We start from the raw sequence: 19396 nt of genomic DNA, 5'->3' as shown, positions 1-19396 counted from the left end.
GCTCCCCCCCGCGCCGGGCGACGGGCGCCTCCCCCTCGGGGGGGGCGGCGCGGGCGGGGCGGGGGGCCCCCCCGCCCGCGCGCCCCCCCGCGGGGGGGGGGGGGCCCCCCCGGCCGCGCGACCTGCTCGGCGGTCAGCGGTGATCAGCCGTGGTCGGCCATGGGTCGGCCGCGTTCAACGGTGGTTGCCCCTACGGCTGTCAGACGGCGAGCTTCTGGCAGAGCAGCGCGGACGGCCGCGCCGCCCACAGCTGCCACCAGGGCGCGCTGTAGGCCATGCCCGCGACGACCTCGTCGTCCGCGCACTGGCCCTTGGCGAAGCCGTACGAGAAGTCACCGCCACCGGCCGCGGCCGGGCGGTTGTCGCCCTTCTCGAACCAGAGCGTGCGGGTCGAAGTTCCCAGCGGGGCGGCGGACTTGGCGCACAGCGCGCCCATCGTCCGGCCGTTGCGGCTGTACCCGGTCATGACCGAGCCGGCCGGGCACTGGGCCTTGGCGTAGCCCGACGCCCATTCGCTGGTCACGTAGGTGCCGCCGTGGTCGACGACGAACGCGCGGCCGGCGTCCCACAGGTCCGCCTTCGTGACGTCCGTGCAGAGGCCGTTGTCGCCGCCGTAGCTCAGCCCGATCAGCCGGCTGCCGTCCGGGCAGGCGGCCTTGAGGGCGTACGGGTCCCAGTCCGGCCGGGACTTCAGGTAGGCGGAGTGGTTGTCGTCGAACAGGCTGGCGTTGAGCGACGTCCAGTCCACCAGCCGTACCGGGGGCTGCCCGACACTGACCGAGGCGATCGGCCATTCGCGGTGGAAGGCCAGGAAGGGCAGGTCCGCCTCCAGGATCGGGGTGCCGAGGATGACGAGCCGGGCCATCAGCGCCCCGTTGATGTCGAGTCCGCCGTAGAGGGCCGCCGCACCGTTGACGTCCGGCGTGGTGCTCGCGCCGTCGAGGACGACGGAGCCGTTGACCACGGCCCGCAGGTACGGCTCGATGGACGCCTTCACGCCGATCGTGTCGTACAGGGCGATCGAACCCTCGGCGAGCAGGCCGGCCTTCGCCGAGGCGGAGCCCCTGAGGTTGAGGCGCAGCGGCGAGACGGTGGAGTTCCCGGGGTCGGTGGTGGTGGTCCAGCCCGGGCCCTTGACGTAGTCCGAGTGGACGCCCCACTGGCCGTCGTAGGCCTGCTCGGCGTCGAGGCTGACGGTGCCGTCGGCGCTGATGTCGGCCGAGAGGGTGAAGGCCAGGTTGATCACGACGGGCAGCGGGCCGACCATCACCACGGGGCTGGCGCTGTACTTGGCCAGGGGTATCCGGATCGGCCCGGTGCTCGCGGTGAGGTTCGCGCTGACGTGCCAGTCCGCGTGCGCGCCCAGGGTGAAGCCGACCCGGGCCTGCTGGGGGTCGATGACGCCGAGGCCGCCCTGGTAGGAGAAGTCGATGGCCGGACGGAGCGAGACCGAGCCGGACATCTTCGCCGAACTGCCGTCGGGCAGCGGGACGGTGACGTTCGCGCTCAGCCCCAGGCTGCCGGACACCGAGCCCTGACCGGAGGTCGCTCCGAAGTCGGTGACGACCTGGACGCCGCCGATCTGGGGCTGGACGTCGAAGGTGCTCGGGCTGACGGCGCTGCGCAGGCTGGTGCTGGTGCCGCCGAGCAGTTCGGGGAGGGTGGCCGGGCGGGTGGAGACGGCCACCTTCCCGTCGGCCGTCGACTGCACATCGGTGACGGCGACCAGCGCGCCGTGCGGGGCCGCCGGGGTGGGCGGGCTGTCGATCAGCTGCCCGGGCCGGACGGCGGCCGCGGCGGCGTCCGGGCTCGCGGCCAGGGCGGACGGTGCCTGCGGACCGGTGGTGGCCGGCGCGAGCACGGCGGCGCCGGTGGTCGGGTCGTAGGAGGAGAGCGCGAGGACGGGGGCGGTGGTGGCGGTCGCCGGCGCGCTGCCCTGCGCCGGGGCCGCCACCGTGGCCGCGGCCGTGCCGGACGTCGGGGGCGCCAGCGTCGCCGACGCGCCCGGGGCGGCGGAGGGGTCGGACGACGCCGCTGCCGTGGTTGCGGTGGTTGCAGTGGTTGCGGTGGTGTTCGCGGCGGCCGGTGAGGCCGCCGCTCCGGTCAGGACGGCGCCGCAGAGGAGGAGCACGGTGGTTGTCGCCGCGGCTGACAGCGTCAGCTTGCGCACGGTCACGTGGAGGGTCCCTTCGGGGTCAACGGTGCTGAGGCAGTGGTGACTTGTGGCGGGACGCACAGCTCGGAGCCGTCGCACCGACTCTCGAACCGCCGGGTAACATAGCACTGACCGACAGCGTTGTTGACTGGTTCGGGCGAATCCCGGGTCGCGGCCACCGAGACTTCACCGCCCTGGAGCGGGGCCTTCCCCTCTGGTTCACGCGGCACCCGGCGGCCGGGGTCGGGGCCGGGACGGGCCGACGGAGCGGATCCGGGGCGGTTCCGACCGTGCCGACCGTGCCGACCGGCCATCACCTCCGCCGAACGGCCGCCCGCTCACGGCCTCCCGCTCAGGCCTCCTGCTCACGGCCGCCCCGCTCACGGCCGCCCGCTCAGGCCTCCTGCTCACGGTCTCCCGCTCACGGCTTCGCCGGGCGCGGCCAGTCCAGGACGGAACGCACCGTCCCCGCGAGGAGCCACTCCTTGTCCTCGGCGCCGAGCCGGTCGGTCTCCCGCAGGGCGAAGAGCTCGTCGGCCCAGCAGTGGTCGCCGCTGATCATGGTGTGGTCGCTGGCCCACATGACGCGCTCGCGGCCGAAGGCGTCCAGCACGCGCAGCAGTTTGTCGAGCGCGGGCGTGAACGGGTAGTCACCGGCGTGGAACAGCTCCGGGCCGTGCCCCCACTTGATCATGATGTTCGGCTGGTCGGACAGCCGCAGGACGTCCTCGAACTCCTCGTCGTTCACCGGCATTCCGACGTGGTCGAGGACGATCGGGGTGTCGGGATGGGCTTTCGCGTAGGGGCGCAGCAGGTGCCCGTTGCGCGCCGTCATCGCGAAGACGGGCAGGCCGTGGTCGGCGGAGGCGTCGAACACCGGCCCGTAGTCGCCCCGGGCCAGTTCCCTGACGTCCTCGTCCTCGCGTGCCACGATCCGCACCGCCCGGGCATACGGCGCGTCGGCCACCGCCCTGATACCGGCCGCGAGTTCGGGATCCCGGTGGTGGATGCGCAGCAGGTAGCAGAAGCGCTCGGGGTACCGGATCGACGCCATCTCGGCCCCGGGCGCGACGGCACGGAACGCGCGGGCCCCCGGTAGCGCGATGCCCGGCTCGCCGTGGCCGGTCCGGGCCTCGAACCCCCAGAACTCGTCGATCACCGCCGCCTGGATACCCAGGGCGTTCATGGCGGCGAGGGTCTCCTCGGCGCTCATGGTGAGGTGGAGGTGGATCTGAGCGTCGACGATGTCCATCGGCATGGGTACGTGCCTTTCGCGAACCCGGCCCGGGCCCGGGGGCGAGGTGCGGCGCCACGGTGCCGGTGTCCGCGCCGGACGTCCTCGCAGCCTCACCGTAGGGAACAACGAGGCTGGGACGACAACGACACTTCGGGAAACGGATCATGAGTCCTGATCATGTCCCGGCGGCGACCCGGCGACAGAAGACCCGTGGCCAGGAACGGGCGTGGTCCGGGGGTCCTCATCAGCCGCCCGGAGACCAGCGCGGCCGCGGCGACGGCCAGGATGACGGGAAGGACCGCGAGGCCCGAGGCGGCCGGGACATCCCACGCACCTGCTGGAGGTAGGGCGGCAGCAGGAACAGCGACCCGGTGACGCACAGGTAGAACGCGCCTGCCACCACCGCCGCGGTCCGCACGCCGGGCGTGCGCAGCAGATCCCGGTCCAGCAGGACCGCGTCCCCGCCGCGGGTGCGCCCGCGACGCCACCACAGGCAGCCGCCGGCCGCCTCGACCTCGACTGCACCGCCTCCGTCATCCCCGGAACCCACACCCTCGAACTCGTCGTCCTGACCGCGGCCGAGGACTCCCCCACCCACAGCGCGCTGCGGCAGGCCGCTTCGCAACGCCGAGTCGGCCCGCGAGAGCGGACATCGGTGGTGGGGCGGCGGTGTCAGTGGAGACGCCTAGGGTGCCTCGTACCCGAGACCAGGAGAAGGACATGCCCTTTGTCGACGACGTGGCTGCACCGGTGTCGGGCGGGTGGGAGGCATGGCTCGCCTACGCGGACGCGCTCACCGCGGCAGGTGACCCACGGGGCGAGGCGATCCGGCTGGAGCACCTCCACCGGAACGGCGGCGAGGACGTGCCGGAGCCGGCCGCCGCGTACGCCGAGGTGGAGCGTGCGCTCGGGCTCGATCCTCTGCGCGCTGACGGCTCCTGGCAGTTCACCTGGTCCCGCGGCTTCATCGACAAGGCCGTCTTCCGGCTGGTGGCGGAGACCGCGCCGCAGCGCCGGGCGATGCTGGAGCGGCTCCTCGCGGACCCGCCCCACGCCGGGGCCTTCGATCCGACCGATCCCGAGCAGTGGGAGGCGGCGCTGATCGATGTCCTGCTGTCCCACCCGGCAACCCGCCTGCTGGCCGACCTGGAACTGCACCTCACCGACTACCACCACTCCGCCGAACGCGCCGCGGCCGCCCTCTCCCGTCGACCGTGGCCCCGACTGCAGGCCCTGTATTTCGGCCACGACTTCGACACGCTCTTCGAGCTCCACGAGACCTCGACGGGAAACCGGGTCGACCCCGAGAAGTACCTGCACGATGCGGTGGTGCCCAAGGAGGTGGAGCGCGCCCTGTGGACGTCCCTGCCCGCACTGCGCACCCTGGAACTCGAAGGCGCTTTCCTGTTCGACGACGTGGAACACGACACCCTGACCCATCTGCGGACCCGGGGGGCCGTCTTCTCGGACGGTTCCCTGTTCGCGTTCTCGGCACCCGGTCTCACCTCGCTGGAGGTGGAGATCGGCCATGACGTCCACGGCACCGTGGGTACCAACGCCCAGCTGGAAGCGCTGGAGGCGTCCAGGTATCCCCGACTGAGAAGCCTCGACCTGAGCGAGGCGCACTTCGACCCTGACGAGGCCGGCGACTTCGTCGTCCTCGCGGAGAGCTCGCTGCTCCCCCAGCTCACGCACCTGGGCATCAGGGACCTGGTGATCGAGGACACGGACGACGACCGGGACCCGCTGACCGTTCTGACCGAACTGGCCCCCCGGTTCGCCCACCTCAACCTGCACGTGGAGGGCGACATCGACATCGAGGGAGCCGACGACCAGGACGTCGACCACATACTCTCCGGTCTCGGCTTGGGCGAGCACGCGGACACCGGCGACGCGGACGTTGACTGAGCGATGCGCGAGACCCGCACGCCGGGCACGGTGATGGCGTCGAGCGTGACATCGGCGGCCCTCGGCCAAGCCGTCCCGGAGTGCCGACGGAGACGTGGCCGGTCAGTCACCGATCCCGAGATGCAGGATGGTGGCCCAACTGTCGCTCACGGCCAGGGCCTTGGCCAGCGCAGTGGCGGGGGCTTCCCGTCTGAACACCGGAGGCTGGAAGAGAACGACGCGCATCAGCCCATGATGCCCGTCCGGTGCCACCGGGCTCTGACCGCATGCCGTCGAACCTTGACGGACGCGCGTTCGCTTCGTCGACCGTTGCTTCCGCCGATCTGCTAGCCTTCCGGAGGCCGTGCGAGAGAACAAGGAGGTGGTACCCGTGAACGTATCGACATGGGTGCTCTCCTCCGGGGTCACGGTCGGGCGATAGGTCGTCGTCCGGGAGCGCCGTTCCAGCGCATTCCCGAAAGGCACGACCATGAACTTCACTTCCGAACAGCGCCTCGACGACGACATCCTCGAGCGCGAGTTCACCCTCGGCGAGATCCCCGGCATCCTGTGGACGCCCGCATCCGCCTCCGCGTCCGAGCCGGTCCCGCTGATCCTGCTCGGCCACCCCCCGCTCGGCCTGCACAAGATGTACCCCCGGCTGGTCGCCCGGGCCCGACGCTGCGCGGCGGACGGCTTCGCCGCGGCCACCATCGAACTCCCCGGGAGCGGTGACCGGCCCCGCTGGGCCGCGGCCGAACAGGCCCGCGCCGACCTGCGGCAGGCCATGGCCGCCGGTGAGCCGGTCGGTGACGAGATCATCGACGCCCTCATCCTCCCGCTCGTCGACCGGGCCGTCCCGGAATGGCAGTCCGCCCTGGACTCCCTCCTCGCACTACCCGGGATCGGCGGCCCGGTCGGGTACTCGGGGGGAATCATCTCCATCGGCATCCGGCTGGCGGTGGTCGAGCCGCGCATCGTGGCCGCCGGCCTCTTCGCCGGGAGCTTCGTGCCCCGCGCCATGTTCGAGGAGGCCCGCCGGGTCACCGTTCCGCTGCACGTCCTGCTGCAGTGGGACGACGAAGGGAACGACCGGCAGGCGTCCCTGGACCTGTTCGACGCCTTCGGCTCCCAGGAGAAGACGCTGCACGCCAACATGGGCGGGCACACGGGCGTCCCGCAGTTCGCCGGGGAGGACGCGGCCGGGTTCTTCGCCCGGCACCTGCGCTGATCACGGGCCGGACCAGCGGCCGGACCAGTAGGCAGGAGGCGGTGCCGGCCGGCACACCACTCGTCAAGGACGGCCTGGGCTCTCCGTGATGGCCCCGACCGGGTGCGGTCCCGATCGGGGCCGCGCCCGGTCACCAGCCGAACCGGACCCGACTCCAGCCCGTACGAACCTGCTGTCAGCTCCGCTCGGCGGACCCCTGGGGGCCGAGGGCCCGGGCTGTATCGGCGTCAGGCCTTGCGGATCCGGTCGCCGATCTCCGGCCTCGCCTCGAATCCGGCCGCCCTGTAGGTGGCGACGCCACCGACGTTGGAGCTCGGAGTGCACACACGAACGCTCGACGAGCCCATCTCCCGCAGCGCGGCCGCCCCGGCGACGGTGATCGCCCGGCCGTACCCGCGACCGCGGTGGTCCTCGTGGACGCCCATCGGCTCGACCAGTCCCGGCTTCCCCGGGCCGGCCGACCAGACCGTCACCACCGCCGCCGGGTTGCCCTGGGCGTCGTAGGCGCCCAGGCAGCGGGCGTCGGCGGAGAACGGCCCCGCCGACATCGCGTGCCAGTACTCGCGCGTAGGCCGCGAGGTGTTGAACGCCGACCGCAGAACGTCGGCGAAGTCCTGCGCCTGCTCCGGGCCGATCGCCCTGATCCGCACGCCGGGGTCCTCCACCGCGTCCGCGAGGTCGCGGAAGAGCGGCGTCCACGGCTCGTCGACGCCCCAGCCGTCCTCGGTCAGCAGGTCGTGAAGCAGCAGGCCCAGCGGCGCCTCGACGGACACCGCTCCTTCCGGCAGCACGCCGCGCTCGGGCAGCGAGATGTCCTCGACAAGCCGCCGCGCCAGGTCCTCGTCCTGGAACGCGCCGGGAGCGACCGTCATCCGCAACACCGTCGGCGAGTCCAGCATCCCGACGGCGAGGATCCGTCCGCCCCGGCTCCAGGTCCGAACCGCCGCGGCCGTCTCAGGCGTTCCGAGCCGATGGTTCCAGCCGATGTCCCCCGGGTGCAGTTGCATCGGCGCTCCGTCGTCCTGCCACTCCCGCAGTGCGCCCATGGCCTCGCGCACCCCGCCTGCCGTCGGCGTTCCCAGCACAATCGTCATGGCCGGGATCCGACACCCCATCCCGGAGATCTGCAACCCATTAACCGGGAATCCTGCCGTTCACGGTGGCTCTCCGGTCCGGTTGCTGAGCGGTCGCGGGACGTCGCACACTGACAATAGGCACCTCCACAGGCCTGACGGCCCCCTCCGACTCTGAAACCTCACCCGCACCCGGTCTCCGGCGGACGAGACAGCGAAATGATGCGCATCACCGAGAGTTCGCGGACACCGCAGGTGAATCGCAGGAATTCAAGAAGTAGGCACCATGAAGCTGCTAGCGGAAATCGACAAGGTAGTCGCCACCGGAAAGGTGGTGGCTTCAGCGGACGACGAAGCCGTCGCGGACATCGTCATCGCCACGATCGCGGGTGGCATCTCGGCTTCGTTCTACCTGACCCGCACCCAGGCCGCTGTCATCAAGGAGCGGTTCTGGACTCCGGAGCGGATTCGCCGCACGGGGCTCCGCCCGATATCCCCTGAGGAGACCGAAAGGATTCGAGTGGAGCTGGGCGTCAGGGTCGCGAACTTCAGATGCGCCCCGATCACGTGCGCCTGCGGCCACGTCTACGACGCATTCGACTTCATTCAGCAAGGGATTCGCGAACACGGCCTCGATGTCGTCAATTCTGTGTTCTCCCTGAAGGATTCGACGTTCCTCCAGGTCAATCCGTCGTTCACCCCGATCTGCCCCGTGGACGACCAAAAGCTGAGCCGTACCCACGGCGCCGACGACGGCTTCGAATACGACTGCGACGAGTACGGCGGGTGCTGCTACCAGGAGTGACGCGAGGACGTTCCGCGAGTGTCGGCGGTCGTTCCTCCGTCACTCGGCCAGGGCCGCGCGGAGGAACGCGAGGATCTCGGCCCGGGCGGCCTCGGCCTGCGGTTCCAGGCCGGGCAGGGTGAGGAACGCGTGCTTGGCTCCCGGGTATTCGGAGAGCCGCACGGGGGTCCCTGCTTCGCGCAGCCGCTCGGCGTAGCTGCGGCCGTGGTCGGCGACCGCGTCCCGGGTGGGCACCACCACCAGCGCCGGGGCGAGCCCGCTCAGGTCGTTCGCGTGCAGCGGTGAGACCGCACCGGCGTCGGCTCCCGGCGGAACGGCGAGCCGCTGGAAGAGCCGCAGCAGCGGCAGGGCCGGGGTCGGGTTGTCCGCGTACTCGGCGATCGAGGGGTGGTCGAACATCCCCGTCCCGGTCACGTCGGCCACCGGATTGACCAGCACCTGCGCCTTGAGCTCCACGCCGGCCTCCCTGGCCCTGATCGCCGTCAAGGCGCTGATCAGCGCGCCGCAGCTCTCACCGAAGACGGCCGTGCGCGCCGGGTCGACACCCCACCGCACGGCATGCCGCACCACGTGCTCCAGCACGCCCCAGCCGTCGTCGGCGGCGTCCGCGAGCGGGCTGCCGGGGGCGAGGAGGCGGTGCTCGACCGAGACGACGAGGGCGGGCAGTGCCGCGGCGAGGTGGCTGTTGGCCCAGTCGCACTGGGTCGCCGTGCCCACGAAGCCGCCGCCGTGGACATGGACCACGAGTGGCAGGTCGGTTCGGGTGCCGGCCTCGCCCTCCCCCGTCGACTGCGGCCGGTACACCCGGACCGGGAGGTCACGGCCGGGCAGCGCCACCTGCTGCCAGGCGATCGCGGCGCCGGGATCGGGTTCCCCGAGGACGGCCCGAGCCGCGCCCGACGCCCGCCAGCGGTTCTCCGTGTCGCGGTGGGCGAGCAGTTCCTCGGTCGTGATCACCGAGTAATCCGGCTCCGACGGCCGTGTCGCGAAAGCGCTCCCACTCATGCGTCCTTCTCCCCCTCCCGGCCGGGTGCCGGGGTCTCGTTGTGGTCGGACTGTGCGTTGCACCGATTATGCACGCAGTGCGTGCAACAGCAAGTGCACAAGCAAGCGCATGAGCAAGTACAAGAGAAAGTGCATGAGCTAGGCTGACTCCGGACGAGCGACGGGAGGGCGGGATGACCGGCCGAAGGCGATGGTCGACCGAGGAGATCCTGGACACGGCGGCGGAACTGCTGCGCACGAGCGACGCCGAGTCGTTCAGCGTGCGCAAACTCGCCGCGGCCCTCGGAACCGACTCCTCCAGCCTCTACCGGCACTTCCGGAACAAGACCGAACTGCTGCGCGCGGTGGCCGACCGGATCCTGCTGGCCTCCATGGACGGCTACCGCCCCGAGGGCGACTGGAAGCAGCGCATCACCGCCCTGGCCCTGCGCCTGCGCGAGGCCTTCGGCGAGCAGCTCCAACTCGCCGCGGTGTGGGGACGCTACGGGTCCGGCGGCACCGGATCCCGCATGGTCATGGAGGAACTGCTGCAGGCCCTGCGCGCGTCCGGCCTGCCCGACGAGGAGGTCGCGGTGCGGTACCACCGCATCGTCATCCTCCTCGCCGCGCTGATCTCCTCCGAGGCCGGCATCAGCACCGTCACCCCCGAGGAGTACGAGCAGGGCATGGAGCAGTTCCGTGTCGCCGTCCTCGGCGCCGACCCCGAACGCTTCCCCGCCCTGGCCCACTTCGCCCGCGACATCCGCCCCCTCGGAGCGGACCGCCGCGCCGCATTCGAGGAGATCCTCGCCGCCCACCTCGCCCGGATCGAGGCCCTGCTCCCCTGACGTGCCGGACCGTGGGTGCCGTGCGGTCGCCGAATACGCCTGGACCCTTGCCCCCGCCGCCAACCGCACCCGAGAATTCGGCTTCCGCCTCGACGGCCTCCTCGGCCGCGACATCCACGGCATGACCGTCGGCGTCATCGGCACCGGCAAGATCGGCGAATGCTTCGCCCGCGCCGCCGTCAGCCCCTGGACTCAGCGGACCGGTCATCACGAGACAGCGAAGCGCCGGGAGAGTCGGACGCCCACCGCTTGCCAGAGACCCCTTGACCCCCAGTCAAGGGGTTCAACTACTGTCGACAGCCTGGCCCTCAAGGCCTCGGCTTTTTTGCTGCCCAACCATCCTGGGGAACAAGTGAGTTGGGACTTCTCGACGGAATCGCCGCCACACGTGGAGCTGACAGTTGCTCAATGTTTACTTCGTGCACAAGTGTCCGTTTCGGACCATCGGCACCCATAGGCGCTCATCAGGTGTGGTCCCAAAGTGGTCCCCGGGTCGACCGCCCCGCCACAGCTACTGCCTGTGATCGAGACCTGCAGACCCTTCAGCTTTGGCCCGGGGGCGGTTGAGACGCAGGACGTGGTCGGTGCCGACGAACGGGACGCCGAGGAGTTCGTGGTCCGCGTCCTGGACGCTGCCGATCGCGGCGTGCGAGATGCCCTCGTACCGCTTGCGGCCCTGCCTGCCGGTCAGATGCGGGACGGTTGCTGCCGCGTCGCCGGCGAAGGCCGTCAGGCCCGCCGCTCCGGTGCGCGCGAGGGCGTGCTGGAACCAGGAAGGCCTGGAGCCTACCGCCTGCCCCCGGCTCGTCTTCTCGCCGCTGATCGCGTCCAACGCGGTCACCTATGGCTCGTTCGGGACCGTCCTGGTCATCCAGTCGTGGCTGGTCGGCGTGGGAATCGTCGTCTTCGGCGGCGCACTGGTCGGCCGGCTGCTCCACGAGGAACTCCTCCGCGTGACACGCGCGCCGAAACGACACGACTGAGGCCCGCTCCGCCGGCGGCCGACGGCAGGCGGGGCCGCGGCGCGGTCCACCGGTCGCGGTTGATCCGCCCGGCCCATACCGTCGTGTCCGGGGCCAGGGATCGTCGGCACGGAGGTCAGGATGCGGCAGTACCGGTGGGTTCTGGAGACGCAGGACGACGACGGCCGCTGGTCCCGGCAGCGCGGCGCTCCGGTGCAGGATCCACTGGAGTACAACGGGCCGCCCCAGCGGGCGGCCAACCACCTGCGGGAGGTGTTCGTGCGTACGCTCTCCCGGCCCGCGCCCGGCCCCCGAGCGATCAGGATCCGCCTCTGGGAGGGCGCCGGTGTCGCCGGCCCGCCGCACGCCGAGGCCGAGTGGTCCCGCGAGTGACACACGCGGCCCCGCGGCCGGAGCGGGCGGCTGCCGTCCCGCCGGCTACGCGGGTACCGGCCAGGAGGCGGCCCGGCTGCGGGCGACATCCGCCCGTCGGTCCGCCTCGCCGACGGCGTCGGAGGGAGTGACGGCCGACGGCAGGAAGTCGGAACCGGACCTCGGCCGCTGTGCGCCGCCTCGCGTCTCCACGGCGAGGAGACCGCTCGCGGCCATGGTGTTCGCGGGGTCGGCGGCTTCGGCCATCAGCCGGGCGGCATCGACGGCATCCGTCTCCGGCGGGACGACCAGCAGGTTCAGCCGGCGCGGGGCGTACGAGAACACCGCGACCGTGTGCTGGTCCTGCTCGGTGGTGAACCACCCCGCGTGGACGGTGTGCCCGGCGACCGGGATGCGCCGGGGGATGACGGGCCACTGCGCGGGGTTCACGGTGATCCGGGTGATCCGGCCCCACCGCTCGTCGATTTCGGCGGCCAGGACGGGGAGTTCGAGAAGAAGATCACGCGAGCGGGGCCACCAGGCTCCGTCCAGGCGGCCGGGCCGCACGCCACCGGGCGTGAGGGAGAGCCGTGCAGTGGAATCCCGGGCGGTGGGCGTCGTCGCACGATCGAGGGTCGTGGTCATGATCCGGGACCTGTCCCCGGACCCGGGCCGAGAGGCCGGGTCCGGCCTTGCCGTTCGCCGGAGACGACGCCAGTATCCGGTGCCGGCATGCGAAGTGCCTTCGGTGATGCCCAGGCTACTCCGGGTTCGGCCCGGACCCGACAGGGCCGCGGTGGTCGGGTCCGATGCCGGGCTCGCGTCGGCCCGGAGCGGCCGGAGCGGGAGCGGTCCGGGCACGCGGCGCTGCCCGCGTCTGCCCGCGTCTGCCCGGACCGTTCAGCCGAGCAGGAGTTCCGCGGCCGGGGTGCGGTTCCCGGTCGTCGAGGCGCGGCCATGGCCGAGGTGTCGAGGCCGACCCGGGCGATGCGCCCGAGGTGGGCGCCGAGCGCGGTGACCAGGCCCGGAAGTCGGCGAGGACGTGATTCGAGCAGGGCCACCGGGCCCCGTCGAGGACGCCCGCCCGCGCCATCGTCGGCTCCAGCTCCAGGCGCGGCAGCAGCGGGACACCGGGCACGGTCCACGACACCCCGTCCTCGTCGACGGCGTCGGCGAACTCGCCGAAGCCCATGTTCGCGATCGACACGTTGATCTCGATCCCCCGAAGCTCCGCGGCAACGACCCGGATGAAGCGCCCCGGCTCGTCCCGCAGGTCCACGACGGCGACCGGCAGCCCGATCGAGCTCAGCGTCACCGTGTCCGCCAGGACGAGGAACCGGTGCTGGTGGTCGCCCGGCAGCAGATTCCTCGCCTCGGCGCAGGTCATGCCCGCGAAGCGGGGATCGTCGACAAGTTCGACGTGGGGCAGGAACCCGTCCTCGTTCGGGGCCGCCAAGGCCTCACGCGGACGCTCCCGCGACGTGGGTCCGGAGAAGTCGGTACGCACCACCAACGCGCCCTATCAATTGGGCACTTGAGTCATCCCACGACCGTACCGCGAAGCCGGCGAACCATCCCGATCACGGCGCCACCGGTTCCCTGGGGCCCGGCGATGCAGGCGGTGCACGATGCGAGGACGGCACCCATGACAACGATGGCAACGGGCTGGCGCCAAGGCCGCTCCCGCCAGAACCGGAAACGGCCTGCTACCTGCAGTTTTGCAGGTCGGGACAACCGGATTCGAACCTGCGATCCGTTGGCCGTCACCGCGCCTCGTGGGTTGTCCGGAGCAGGATCGCGCCCGTCGTCGCCCGGCAGACCCGGCCCGAGAGCATCACCGGCCTCCGCTCGGGCGAGGGCAGGAGCCTCCGGCCCCTCCCGGGGGCGCGACACCCTCCTCGGCCCTACGGTGTACGGCGTTCCACGCCGTCGAGCAGCAGGCCGAGCCCCAGCTCGAACCCGCGGTCGTCGAGGCCGGTCGCGCCGCCGCCGCGGGCGAAGGAGCCGTCCAGGGCGTCCGCGAGCGCCGGGTACTGCGGTCGGTACGCGGCCGGTGCGCGGGTGAAGCTGGCGGCGAAGGTCTCCATCGCGGAGCCGAGTACCAGGTAGTCCAGTGCCGCGGCGACCTCCGCCGCGTCCGCGGGGCCGAGGCCGGCCCGGCCGAGGAGGGCGAGCAGCGCGTCGTAGCCGCGCAGCGCGCTGGCCGCTTCGACGCGGCGGCGGGCGAGCAGGGCGACGGCGTTCGGGTGCCGCCGGAAGACCGCGCGGTAGCCGCGCGCGTACGCCGCGAGGCCGGCCCGCCAGTCGGGATCGCCCAGCGGCGCGTGGTCGATCTCGTCGTTGACCAGCTCGGAGACCGTGTCGACCAGTTCGTCCTTGCCCCGGATGTGGTTGTAGAGCGACGCCGCCTTGACCCCGAGCCGCTCCGCCAGTGCTCGCATGGTCAGGCCGTCGGCGCCGTCCTCGTCCACGACCTGGAGCGCGGCGCGCGCGATCCGCTCGCGGGTCAGCACTGCCCTGCTCGGTCGGCCCACCGAAATCCCCTCTTCCGCTCTCCGCGTCCGGGAGCTATCGTGCCAGACCGACAGCAGTTGCTAACAAAGTTAGTTTTATCAGGAGGGCGCAGCCCGTGGCCGAGAACACCCCGGCCGGCGCCGACCATGACCACGGAGGCACCCGCATGACCCGCGCATTCGACGTCGTCGAGACAGGTATCGCCGACCTGCGCGCAGCGTTGGAGAAGGGCGAGACCACCGCGGTCGCCCTGCTCGACGCCTACCTCGCCCGGATCGAGGCCTACGACCGGCCCGGCACCACCACGGCGCTCAACTCACTCGTCGTGATGAATCCGGACGCCCGCGCCGACGCCGAGGCCTCCGACGCCCGCCGCGCCCGCGGCGAGACGCTCGGCCCCCTCGACGGCATCCCCTACACCGCGAAGGACAGCTACCTCGCCAAGGGCCTGACCGCCGCCGCCGGCTCACCCGCGTTCGAACACCTCGTCGCCCAGCGCGACGCCTTCGCCATCGAGCGGCTGCGCGCCGCCGGTGCCGTGCTCATCGGCCTGACCAACATGCCCCCGATGGCGAACGGCGGCATGCAGCGCGGCGTCTACGGCCGCGCCGAGAGCCCCTACAGCGCCGACTGGCTGACCAGCGCGTACGGCTCCGGCTCGTCGAACGGCTCGGGCACCGCCACGGCGGCCTCGTTCGGCGCGTTCGGCCTCGGCGAGGAGACCTGGTCCTCGGGCCGGGCGCCCGCCTCGTACAACGCCCTGTGCGCCTACACCCCCAGCCGCGGCGTGATCTCGGTGCGCGGCAACTGGCCGCTCGTGCCGACGATGGACGTCGTGGTCCCGCACACCCGCACCATGGCCGACCTCCTCGAACTGCTCGACGTCGTCGTCGCCGACGACCCGGACACCCGCGGCGACCTGTGGCGGTCCCAGCCCTGGGTGCGACTCCCCGCACCGTCCCGGGTCCGTCCGGACTCCTACCCGGCGCTGGCCCCGGCGGACGCGGCGGCGGCGCGCGCGACGCTCGCCGGCAAGCGCGTCGGCGTGCCCGGGATGTACATCAACGCCGACCCCGACGCCGGGACCAACCCCGACGGCGGCATCGGCGGCCAGACCGGGCAGCGGATCGACACCCGCGCCTCGGTCATCGCCCTGTGGCAGGCCGCCCGCCGCGACCTGGAGGCCGCGGGCGCCGAGGTCGTCGAGGTCGACTTCCCCGTGGTGACCAACTACGAGTCCGACCGCCCCGGCGCGCCCTCGCTGCCCACCCGCGGCCTGGTCGGCCGCGACTTCCTCGCCGTCGAGATCGAGGACCTGTCCGCCTGGGCATGGGACGACTTCCTGCGCGCCAACGGCGACCCGCGGCTCGCCACCCTGACCGAGGTCGACGGCGACCGCATCTTCCCCAAGCACCAGGGCGAACTCCCCGACCGCTACGCCGGCTTCGACGACACGATCGGCGACTACCCGCGCTTCGTTCGCGAGCGCCCGTACGCGTCCTTCACCGACATGCCGCACCTCGAAGAGGGCCTGCGCGGCCTGGAGGAGACCCGCAGGATCGACCTGGAGCAGTGGATGGACGGGCTCGGCCTGGACGCCGTGGTCTTCCCCGCCGTCGCCGACGTCGGCCCGGCCGACATGGACGTGAACGAGGCCTCCGCCGACCTCGGCTGGCGCAACGGCGTGTGGGTCGCGAACGGCAATCTCGTCCCGCGCCACCTCGGCATCCCGACCGTGACCGTGCCGATGGGCACCATGACCGACATCGGCATGCCGGTGGGGCTGACCTTCGCGGGCCGCGCCTACGACGACAACCTGCTGCTCCAGCTCGCCGCCGCCTTCGAGACGACCGGGCGCCGCCGCACGGAACCGCCGCGCACCCCGCGCCTTCCGGCCGGCTGACGGACCGCCAGGGAGCCGAGGGTTCGCGGGTTCACGCCCACCCGACCGCGATTTCACAGACCGAAGAGGCCGTTTCCACCAGCAGGTGGAGGCGGCCTCTCCGGCTCTTCGCTCCATCGGCGGGTCGGTTCGGAACCTTGAGCCGAGTCGCAGGTGGTGGCGCCGTCGGCGCCCACCTCCGCACCGACGGACCCGCTTCGAGACCCCCGCCGCGGTCACCAGCCCCGCCCAGCGCCTTGAGGACTTCCAGCACACCGTCCTCGGCGACCTGCTCACGCGCTCGCTGCTGCTCGCCGCCTTCACCGTCGTCGCCGCGCTGCTCGCCTGGTGGATCGGCCGACGGTCACTGCAGCGCCTCGGCCAGGGCACGGCGACAGCCCGGCGGATCAGCGCGGCCCCGCTCACCCTGGCCCGCGGCGAGATCGAAGACCTGACACCGCACCCCGTCGACCTGGCCGAACGCGGCCGCGAACGCCCCCGTCCGGTGTTGCGGCGGGGATGTTCGCGCCGGTGTGCCGGGGGTCAGTACTGGGTGGTGACGGTGACGCCGTTGAACGCGGTCTTGCCGTAGAGGGTGATGTAGCGGTAGCCGGCGGTGGTGTTGGTGACGGTGATGCTCTGGGTGCCGGTGCTCTTGGTGGAGGAGGCGGTGTAGGCGGTGTTCGAGGCCCAGGTGTCGGCGCTGTAGTACAGGTAGGCCGTGCCGGTGCCGCCGGTGGTGGTGACGTTGAGGGTCACGGTGCCGGCGGGCATGTAGATGTACAGCTTGTCCTGCTCGCCCGCGGCGGCGGACCGGTCGGTCCGGAAGCAGTTGCGGTCCATGGCCCGCGAGTCGGCCCCGGTGCAGGCGGTGGGAGCGGCGGGGGCCGCGACCGTGACGGACTTGGCCGCGGTGGCGGTCTTCCCGTTGCTGTCGGTGACGGTCACGGTGACGGTGTAAGTACCGGGCGTGGCGTACGTCTTCCACGGAGCGGTTTCCGTGGAGGTGGTGCCGTCGCCGAAGTTCCAGGTGCGGGAGGTGATGGTGCCCTTGCCGCCGGTCACCGCGGAGCGGTCGGTCAGCTGCGCGGTCAGGCCGGTGACGGTGCTGTCGAAGGCGGCGGTCGGCGTGCCCGCGCTCAGGCACGTGTCGGTGGCGCAGGTGTCGAGCCAGGTGTTGAAGCCGGCGTCGTAGGCGGAGCCGATGCCGTTGTAGTAGGCGTAACCGCGGGCGTAGTCGCCGGTGCGGAAGTAGTGGAGCATGCCCTGGACGACGCTCGGGTACCGCTCGATCATGTGGCGGGCGGCGAGGTAGCCCCAGTGGTAGACGCGGGTGGAGTCACTGTTGAGGTAGGTGCTCTGGAGCAGGGTGCTGAGCGGGTAGGTGTGCTTGGGGGCCTGGATCACCGCGTTGGTGTCGGTGACGCCGCGGTAGGTGTAGGAGACGTACTCGGCGACGCCCTCGATCCACCACAGGTCGGGGACGCTGGTCTGCTGGGTGAAGCCGCCCTTGAGGTTGTAACGGGCGTCCAGGACGTGGGCGTACTCGTGGTTGAGGTTCCAGATCCGGGCGGTGAAGCCGTTGTCGGTGGGGTGCCGGTACATGATGGTGACGGGCTGGTTGGCCGGGTCGGTCGGTGTCCCGGTGAGGGTGATGCCGCCGTTGTTGGTGTTGGCGCCGTAGATCGCTCCGGCGTAGGTCTGGTAGTTCGCCTTGTCGGCGAACACGGCGATCTGCACGGACGACTCGTACTGGCCGGGGATGGGGCCGTTGTCGCGGACGAGGTTGTGGAAGAAGGCGTCCTCGCCCTTGAGGTCGGCGCAGACGGCGGCGAGCTCGGCCGGGGTGAGGTCCTGGGCCAGGATGGTCCGGGTGGCATCACAGGTGTGGCGGACCGGCAGCGACGCCGCGATCAGCCGCTTGTTCAGGTCGCAGATGCCGTAGGTGGAGCACTGGTCCGGGTCGAGGTAGTCGGCCATGCTCGCGGTGGAGACCCACAGCGGGGCGGTCGGGCCGGTGATCGACGATCCGTCGAGGAGTGCCTTGACCAGCGGCCGCACCTTGCCCTGGAAGGCCGGGTACTTGACGAAGCGGGTGAGCACGCGGGCGGCGTTGGCGTCCAGGACCGCGTTGTCGGTGCCGAGCAGGGCCCGGTGCTTGAGGGTGAAATCGTTCAGGGTGTCGATGATGCTCGGGTCCGCGGAGACGGCGGCGAGGAAGTCCGGGTTGTTGTCGTGGCCTCGGTCCAGCGGGGTGAAGACGCTGTTGACGAGGGTGACCATGCTCCTGGAGCCGTCGTACGAGCTGTTGTAGCCGTTCAGCACCTGCCTGTAGGTGCTGAGGTAGCGGGCCTGCAGCTTGGCGCTGTCGGTGAGGATGACGACGTCGTTCGCGACCTCGCCGTTCGCGTCGGTGACGTCGGTGAAGCGCGGGCCGGCGACGAACGCGTCGATGCCGCGCGCCACCGCGTCGGTGAGCGACTTGTCGAAGCCCGGGATGCGCTGGGGGTCGTTGGACTGCACGTAGTAGCCGGCGCGCAGGAACAGGACGAGCTGCCACGCGCTCGTCGAGTTGTCCCCGGGGTAGGTGGCGGCGGCGTCCCGGAAGGCGTCGGCGATCGTCGCCATCTGGCTCTGGCGGAACACCGCCGAGGCCTCCGAGCCGGAGGTGTAGAACAGGGAGCCGATGCACTTGGGCGCCGAAGCCTTGACGAAGGAGACGAGCGCGGCACCGGAGCGGGCGCTGAAGTCGGCCGGGGTGCACGACTGGGCGACCGGCGGGGCCGCGGACAGCGCCTGCGGTGAGGCCTTCGCCGAGGCGGTTGCGGAGGAAGCGGACTCGGGCGAGACGGGCAGCCCGAGCGGCGGGAGCTGCTCGGGCGTCAGCCGGCGGCTCTGCGGTGCGCCGTGCTCCGAGGGGTCCGTCGCGGCGGCGCCGGTGGGCGGCAGGAAGCCGGCCGGGGCCCGCTGGGTACGGGAGGCGGCCTCGGCGGTGGGGGTGGCAGCCAGGCTGGGACCGGCGGCCAGGCCGAGGAGAGCCGTGCCCGCCGCGATCGCGGCGAGCAGTCTGGGCATGCGTGAGGGCAGGCGCAACGTCGTTCCTTAGTGGGGGGAAGGCAGACGGGCGCGCAGCAGGCGGGGGAAGGGGGAGGCGGCTGGGGCGCGTCGAACGCATGCTCTCACGGCCCCTGACATGCCATCAATAGGGCGTGACATGTCACATCTCGCAATGGGGCAAGCATGGCGCTTGAGCGGAGCCACCCCGACTCGCCGACGCAGATCACGAAGTGCCTTCTCCGACGGCTGCGGCACCCCGGCGGCCAGTCCGGCCGGGATCTTTCCCCACAGCAGTCCGGTGCCCAGATGCTCGAACATTCCGAATGCGAGCACGAAGTCCACCTCGACGCGAGAGGGGGCGCCGACGTCGTCACTCGCGCGCTCCGATC

19 protein-coding genes and 3 pseudogenes are annotated in these 19396 nt (G+C 71.8%); 9 read left to right on the top strand and 13 right to left on the bottom strand.

The annotated features are described in order from the left end of the window. Positions 1-199 precede the first annotated feature (199 nt). The 3 genes from ACGFSC_RS04815 to ACGFSC_RS04805 all read right to left on the bottom strand — a co-directional run bounded on the left by ACGFSC_RS04815 (position 200) and on the right by ACGFSC_RS04805 (position 3942). Positions 200-2176, bottom strand: a complete 1977-nt coding sequence (locus ACGFSC_RS04815; RefSeq protein ID WP_359897878.1) for a hypothetical protein — start codon at positions 2174-2176, stop codon at positions 200-202. A 400-nt stretch (positions 2177-2576) separates the two neighbouring features. After that, positions 2577-3413, bottom strand: a complete 837-nt coding sequence (locus tag ACGFSC_RS04810) for an amidohydrolase family protein (RefSeq protein WP_359897879.1) — start codon at positions 3411-3413, stop codon at positions 2577-2579. Between the two features lie 223 nt (positions 3414-3636). Next, positions 3637-3942, bottom strand: coding sequence for a hypothetical protein (locus tag ACGFSC_RS04805; protein ID WP_359897880.1), 306 nt, complete (start codon positions 3940-3942; stop codon positions 3637-3639). A gap of 170 nt (positions 3943-4112) precedes the next feature. Between ACGFSC_RS04805 and ACGFSC_RS04800 the strand changes: the two genes are divergently transcribed. Beyond that, the gene (locus ACGFSC_RS04800) at positions 4113-5300 is read left to right on the top strand and encodes a hypothetical protein (RefSeq protein WP_359897881.1); all 1188 of its coding nucleotides are present in this window, start codon (positions 4113-4115) and stop codon (positions 5298-5300) included. A gap of 102 nt (positions 5301-5402) precedes the next feature. On the opposite strand, the gene ACGFSC_RS04795 is transcribed toward ACGFSC_RS04800, so the two are convergent. Next, a complete protein-coding gene (locus ACGFSC_RS04795) occupies positions 5403-5525 on the bottom strand; it encodes a hypothetical protein (protein WP_359897882.1) in 123 nt (40 codons plus the stop codon). A gap of 244 nt (positions 5526-5769) precedes the next feature. Here ACGFSC_RS04795 and ACGFSC_RS04790 point away from each other — a divergent pair, with 244 nt between their 5' ends. Then, on the top strand, positions 5770-6510 hold the full coding sequence (locus ACGFSC_RS04790; protein ID WP_359897883.1) for an alpha/beta hydrolase: 741 nt from the start codon (positions 5770-5772) through the stop codon (positions 6508-6510). 227 nt (positions 6511-6737) lie between these two features. On the opposite strand, the gene ACGFSC_RS04785 is transcribed toward ACGFSC_RS04790, so the two are convergent. Further along, a complete protein-coding gene (locus ACGFSC_RS04785) occupies positions 6738-7604 on the bottom strand; it encodes a GNAT family N-acetyltransferase (RefSeq protein ID WP_359897884.1) in 867 nt (288 codons plus the stop codon). A gap of 265 nt (positions 7605-7869) precedes the next feature. Between ACGFSC_RS04785 and ACGFSC_RS04780 the strand changes: the two genes are divergently transcribed. Next, positions 7870-8388, top strand: a complete 519-nt coding sequence (locus ACGFSC_RS04780; protein ID WP_359897885.1) for a hypothetical protein — start codon at positions 7870-7872, stop codon at positions 8386-8388. 39 nt (positions 8389-8427) lie between these two features. Here the strand turns inward: ACGFSC_RS04780 and ACGFSC_RS04775 are convergent, their stop codons facing one another. Continuing rightward, the gene (locus tag ACGFSC_RS04775) at positions 8428-9393 is read right to left on the bottom strand and encodes an alpha/beta hydrolase (protein ID WP_359897886.1); all 966 of its coding nucleotides are present in this window, start codon (positions 9391-9393) and stop codon (positions 8428-8430) included. A 173-nt stretch (positions 9394-9566) separates the two neighbouring features. On the opposite strand from ACGFSC_RS04775, the gene ACGFSC_RS04770 reads away from it, so the two are divergent. Further along, a complete protein-coding gene (locus ACGFSC_RS04770; RefSeq protein ID WP_359897887.1) occupies positions 9567-10220 on the top strand; it encodes a TetR/AcrR family transcriptional regulator in 654 nt (217 codons plus the stop codon). 22 nt (positions 10221-10242) lie between these two features. Continuing rightward, positions 10243-10677 (top strand): annotated as a pseudogene (locus ACGFSC_RS04765) (NAD(P)-dependent oxidoreductase); the annotation flags it as partial. Positions 10678-10731: 54 nt separating this feature from the next. On the opposite strand, the gene ACGFSC_RS04760 reads toward ACGFSC_RS04765, so the two are convergent. After that, the gene (locus ACGFSC_RS04760; RefSeq protein WP_359897905.1) at positions 10732-11061 is read right to left on the bottom strand and encodes a hypothetical protein; all 330 of its coding nucleotides are present in this window, start codon (positions 11059-11061) and stop codon (positions 10732-10734) included. On the opposite strand from ACGFSC_RS04760, the pseudogene ACGFSC_RS04755 reads away from it, so the two are divergent. Next, positions 11021-11203 (top strand): annotated as a pseudogene (locus ACGFSC_RS04755) (ribonuclease BN); the annotation flags it as partial. The gene ACGFSC_RS04760 and the pseudogene ACGFSC_RS04755 sit on opposite strands and share 41 nt — an antisense overlap. 120 nt (positions 11204-11323) lie before the next feature. After that, a complete protein-coding gene (locus tag ACGFSC_RS04750; RefSeq protein ID WP_359897889.1) occupies positions 11324-11575 on the top strand; it encodes a hypothetical protein in 252 nt (83 codons plus the stop codon). A 45-nt stretch (positions 11576-11620) separates the two neighbouring features. Here the strand turns inward: ACGFSC_RS04750 and ACGFSC_RS04745 are convergent, their stop codons facing one another. The 4 genes and pseudogenes from ACGFSC_RS04745 to ACGFSC_RS04730 form a co-directional block, all read right to left on the bottom strand. After that, a complete protein-coding gene (locus tag ACGFSC_RS04745; RefSeq protein WP_359897891.1) occupies positions 11621-12199 on the bottom strand; it encodes a DUF5994 family protein in 579 nt (192 codons plus the stop codon). Positions 12200-12314: 115 nt separating this feature from the next. After that, a complete protein-coding gene (locus ACGFSC_RS04740; protein ID WP_392862598.1) occupies positions 12315-13061 on the bottom strand; it encodes a DUF6924 domain-containing protein in 747 nt (248 codons plus the stop codon). 397 nt (positions 13062-13458) lie between these two features. Next, complete coding sequence (locus ACGFSC_RS04735; RefSeq protein ID WP_359897893.1) at positions 13459-14088, bottom strand: TetR/AcrR family transcriptional regulator C-terminal domain-containing protein; 630 nt, start codon at positions 14086-14088, stop codon at positions 13459-13461. Further along, positions 14061-14246: pseudogene (locus ACGFSC_RS04730) on the bottom strand (hypothetical protein); the annotation flags it as partial. The gene ACGFSC_RS04735 and the pseudogene ACGFSC_RS04730, both read right to left, overlap by 28 nt. Between ACGFSC_RS04730 and ACGFSC_RS04725 the strand changes: the two are divergent. Together ACGFSC_RS04725 and ACGFSC_RS04720 are read left to right on the top strand one after the other, a co-directional pair. Next, positions 14235-15971, top strand: coding sequence for an amidase (locus ACGFSC_RS04725; protein WP_359897894.1), 1737 nt, complete (start codon positions 14235-14237; stop codon positions 15969-15971). The pseudogene ACGFSC_RS04730 and the gene ACGFSC_RS04725 overlap by 12 nt on opposite strands. An 85-nt stretch (positions 15972-16056) precedes the next feature. After that, on the top strand, positions 16057-16542 hold the full coding sequence (locus tag ACGFSC_RS04720; protein ID WP_359897895.1) for a hypothetical protein: 486 nt from the start codon (positions 16057-16059) through the stop codon (positions 16540-16542). On the opposite strand, the gene ACGFSC_RS04715 is transcribed toward ACGFSC_RS04720, so the two are convergent. Together ACGFSC_RS04715 and ACGFSC_RS04710 are read right to left on the bottom strand one after the other, a co-directional pair. Next, positions 16494-19025: a collagenase gene (locus ACGFSC_RS04715; protein ID WP_359897896.1), complete on the bottom strand. Its 2532-nt coding sequence runs from the start codon at positions 19023-19025 to the stop codon at positions 16494-16496. The two genes, ACGFSC_RS04720 and ACGFSC_RS04715, sit on opposite strands and share 49 nt — an antisense overlap. 27 nt (positions 19026-19052) lie before the next feature. Continuing rightward, positions 19053-19325, bottom strand: a complete 273-nt coding sequence (locus ACGFSC_RS04710) for a hypothetical protein (protein WP_359897902.1) — start codon at positions 19323-19325, stop codon at positions 19053-19055. Between the last annotated feature and the right edge of the window lie 71 nt (positions 19326-19396).

Source organism: Kitasatospora sp. NPDC048715 (assembly GCF_043198905.1).
In the GTDB taxonomy this organism is placed as follows: domain Bacteria; phylum Actinomycetota; class Actinomycetes; order Streptomycetales; family Streptomycetaceae; genus Kitasatospora; species Kitasatospora lactacystinica.
Note: the sequence above shows the minus strand (reverse complement) of the source record. Positions and strands in the feature narration are given on the sequence as shown.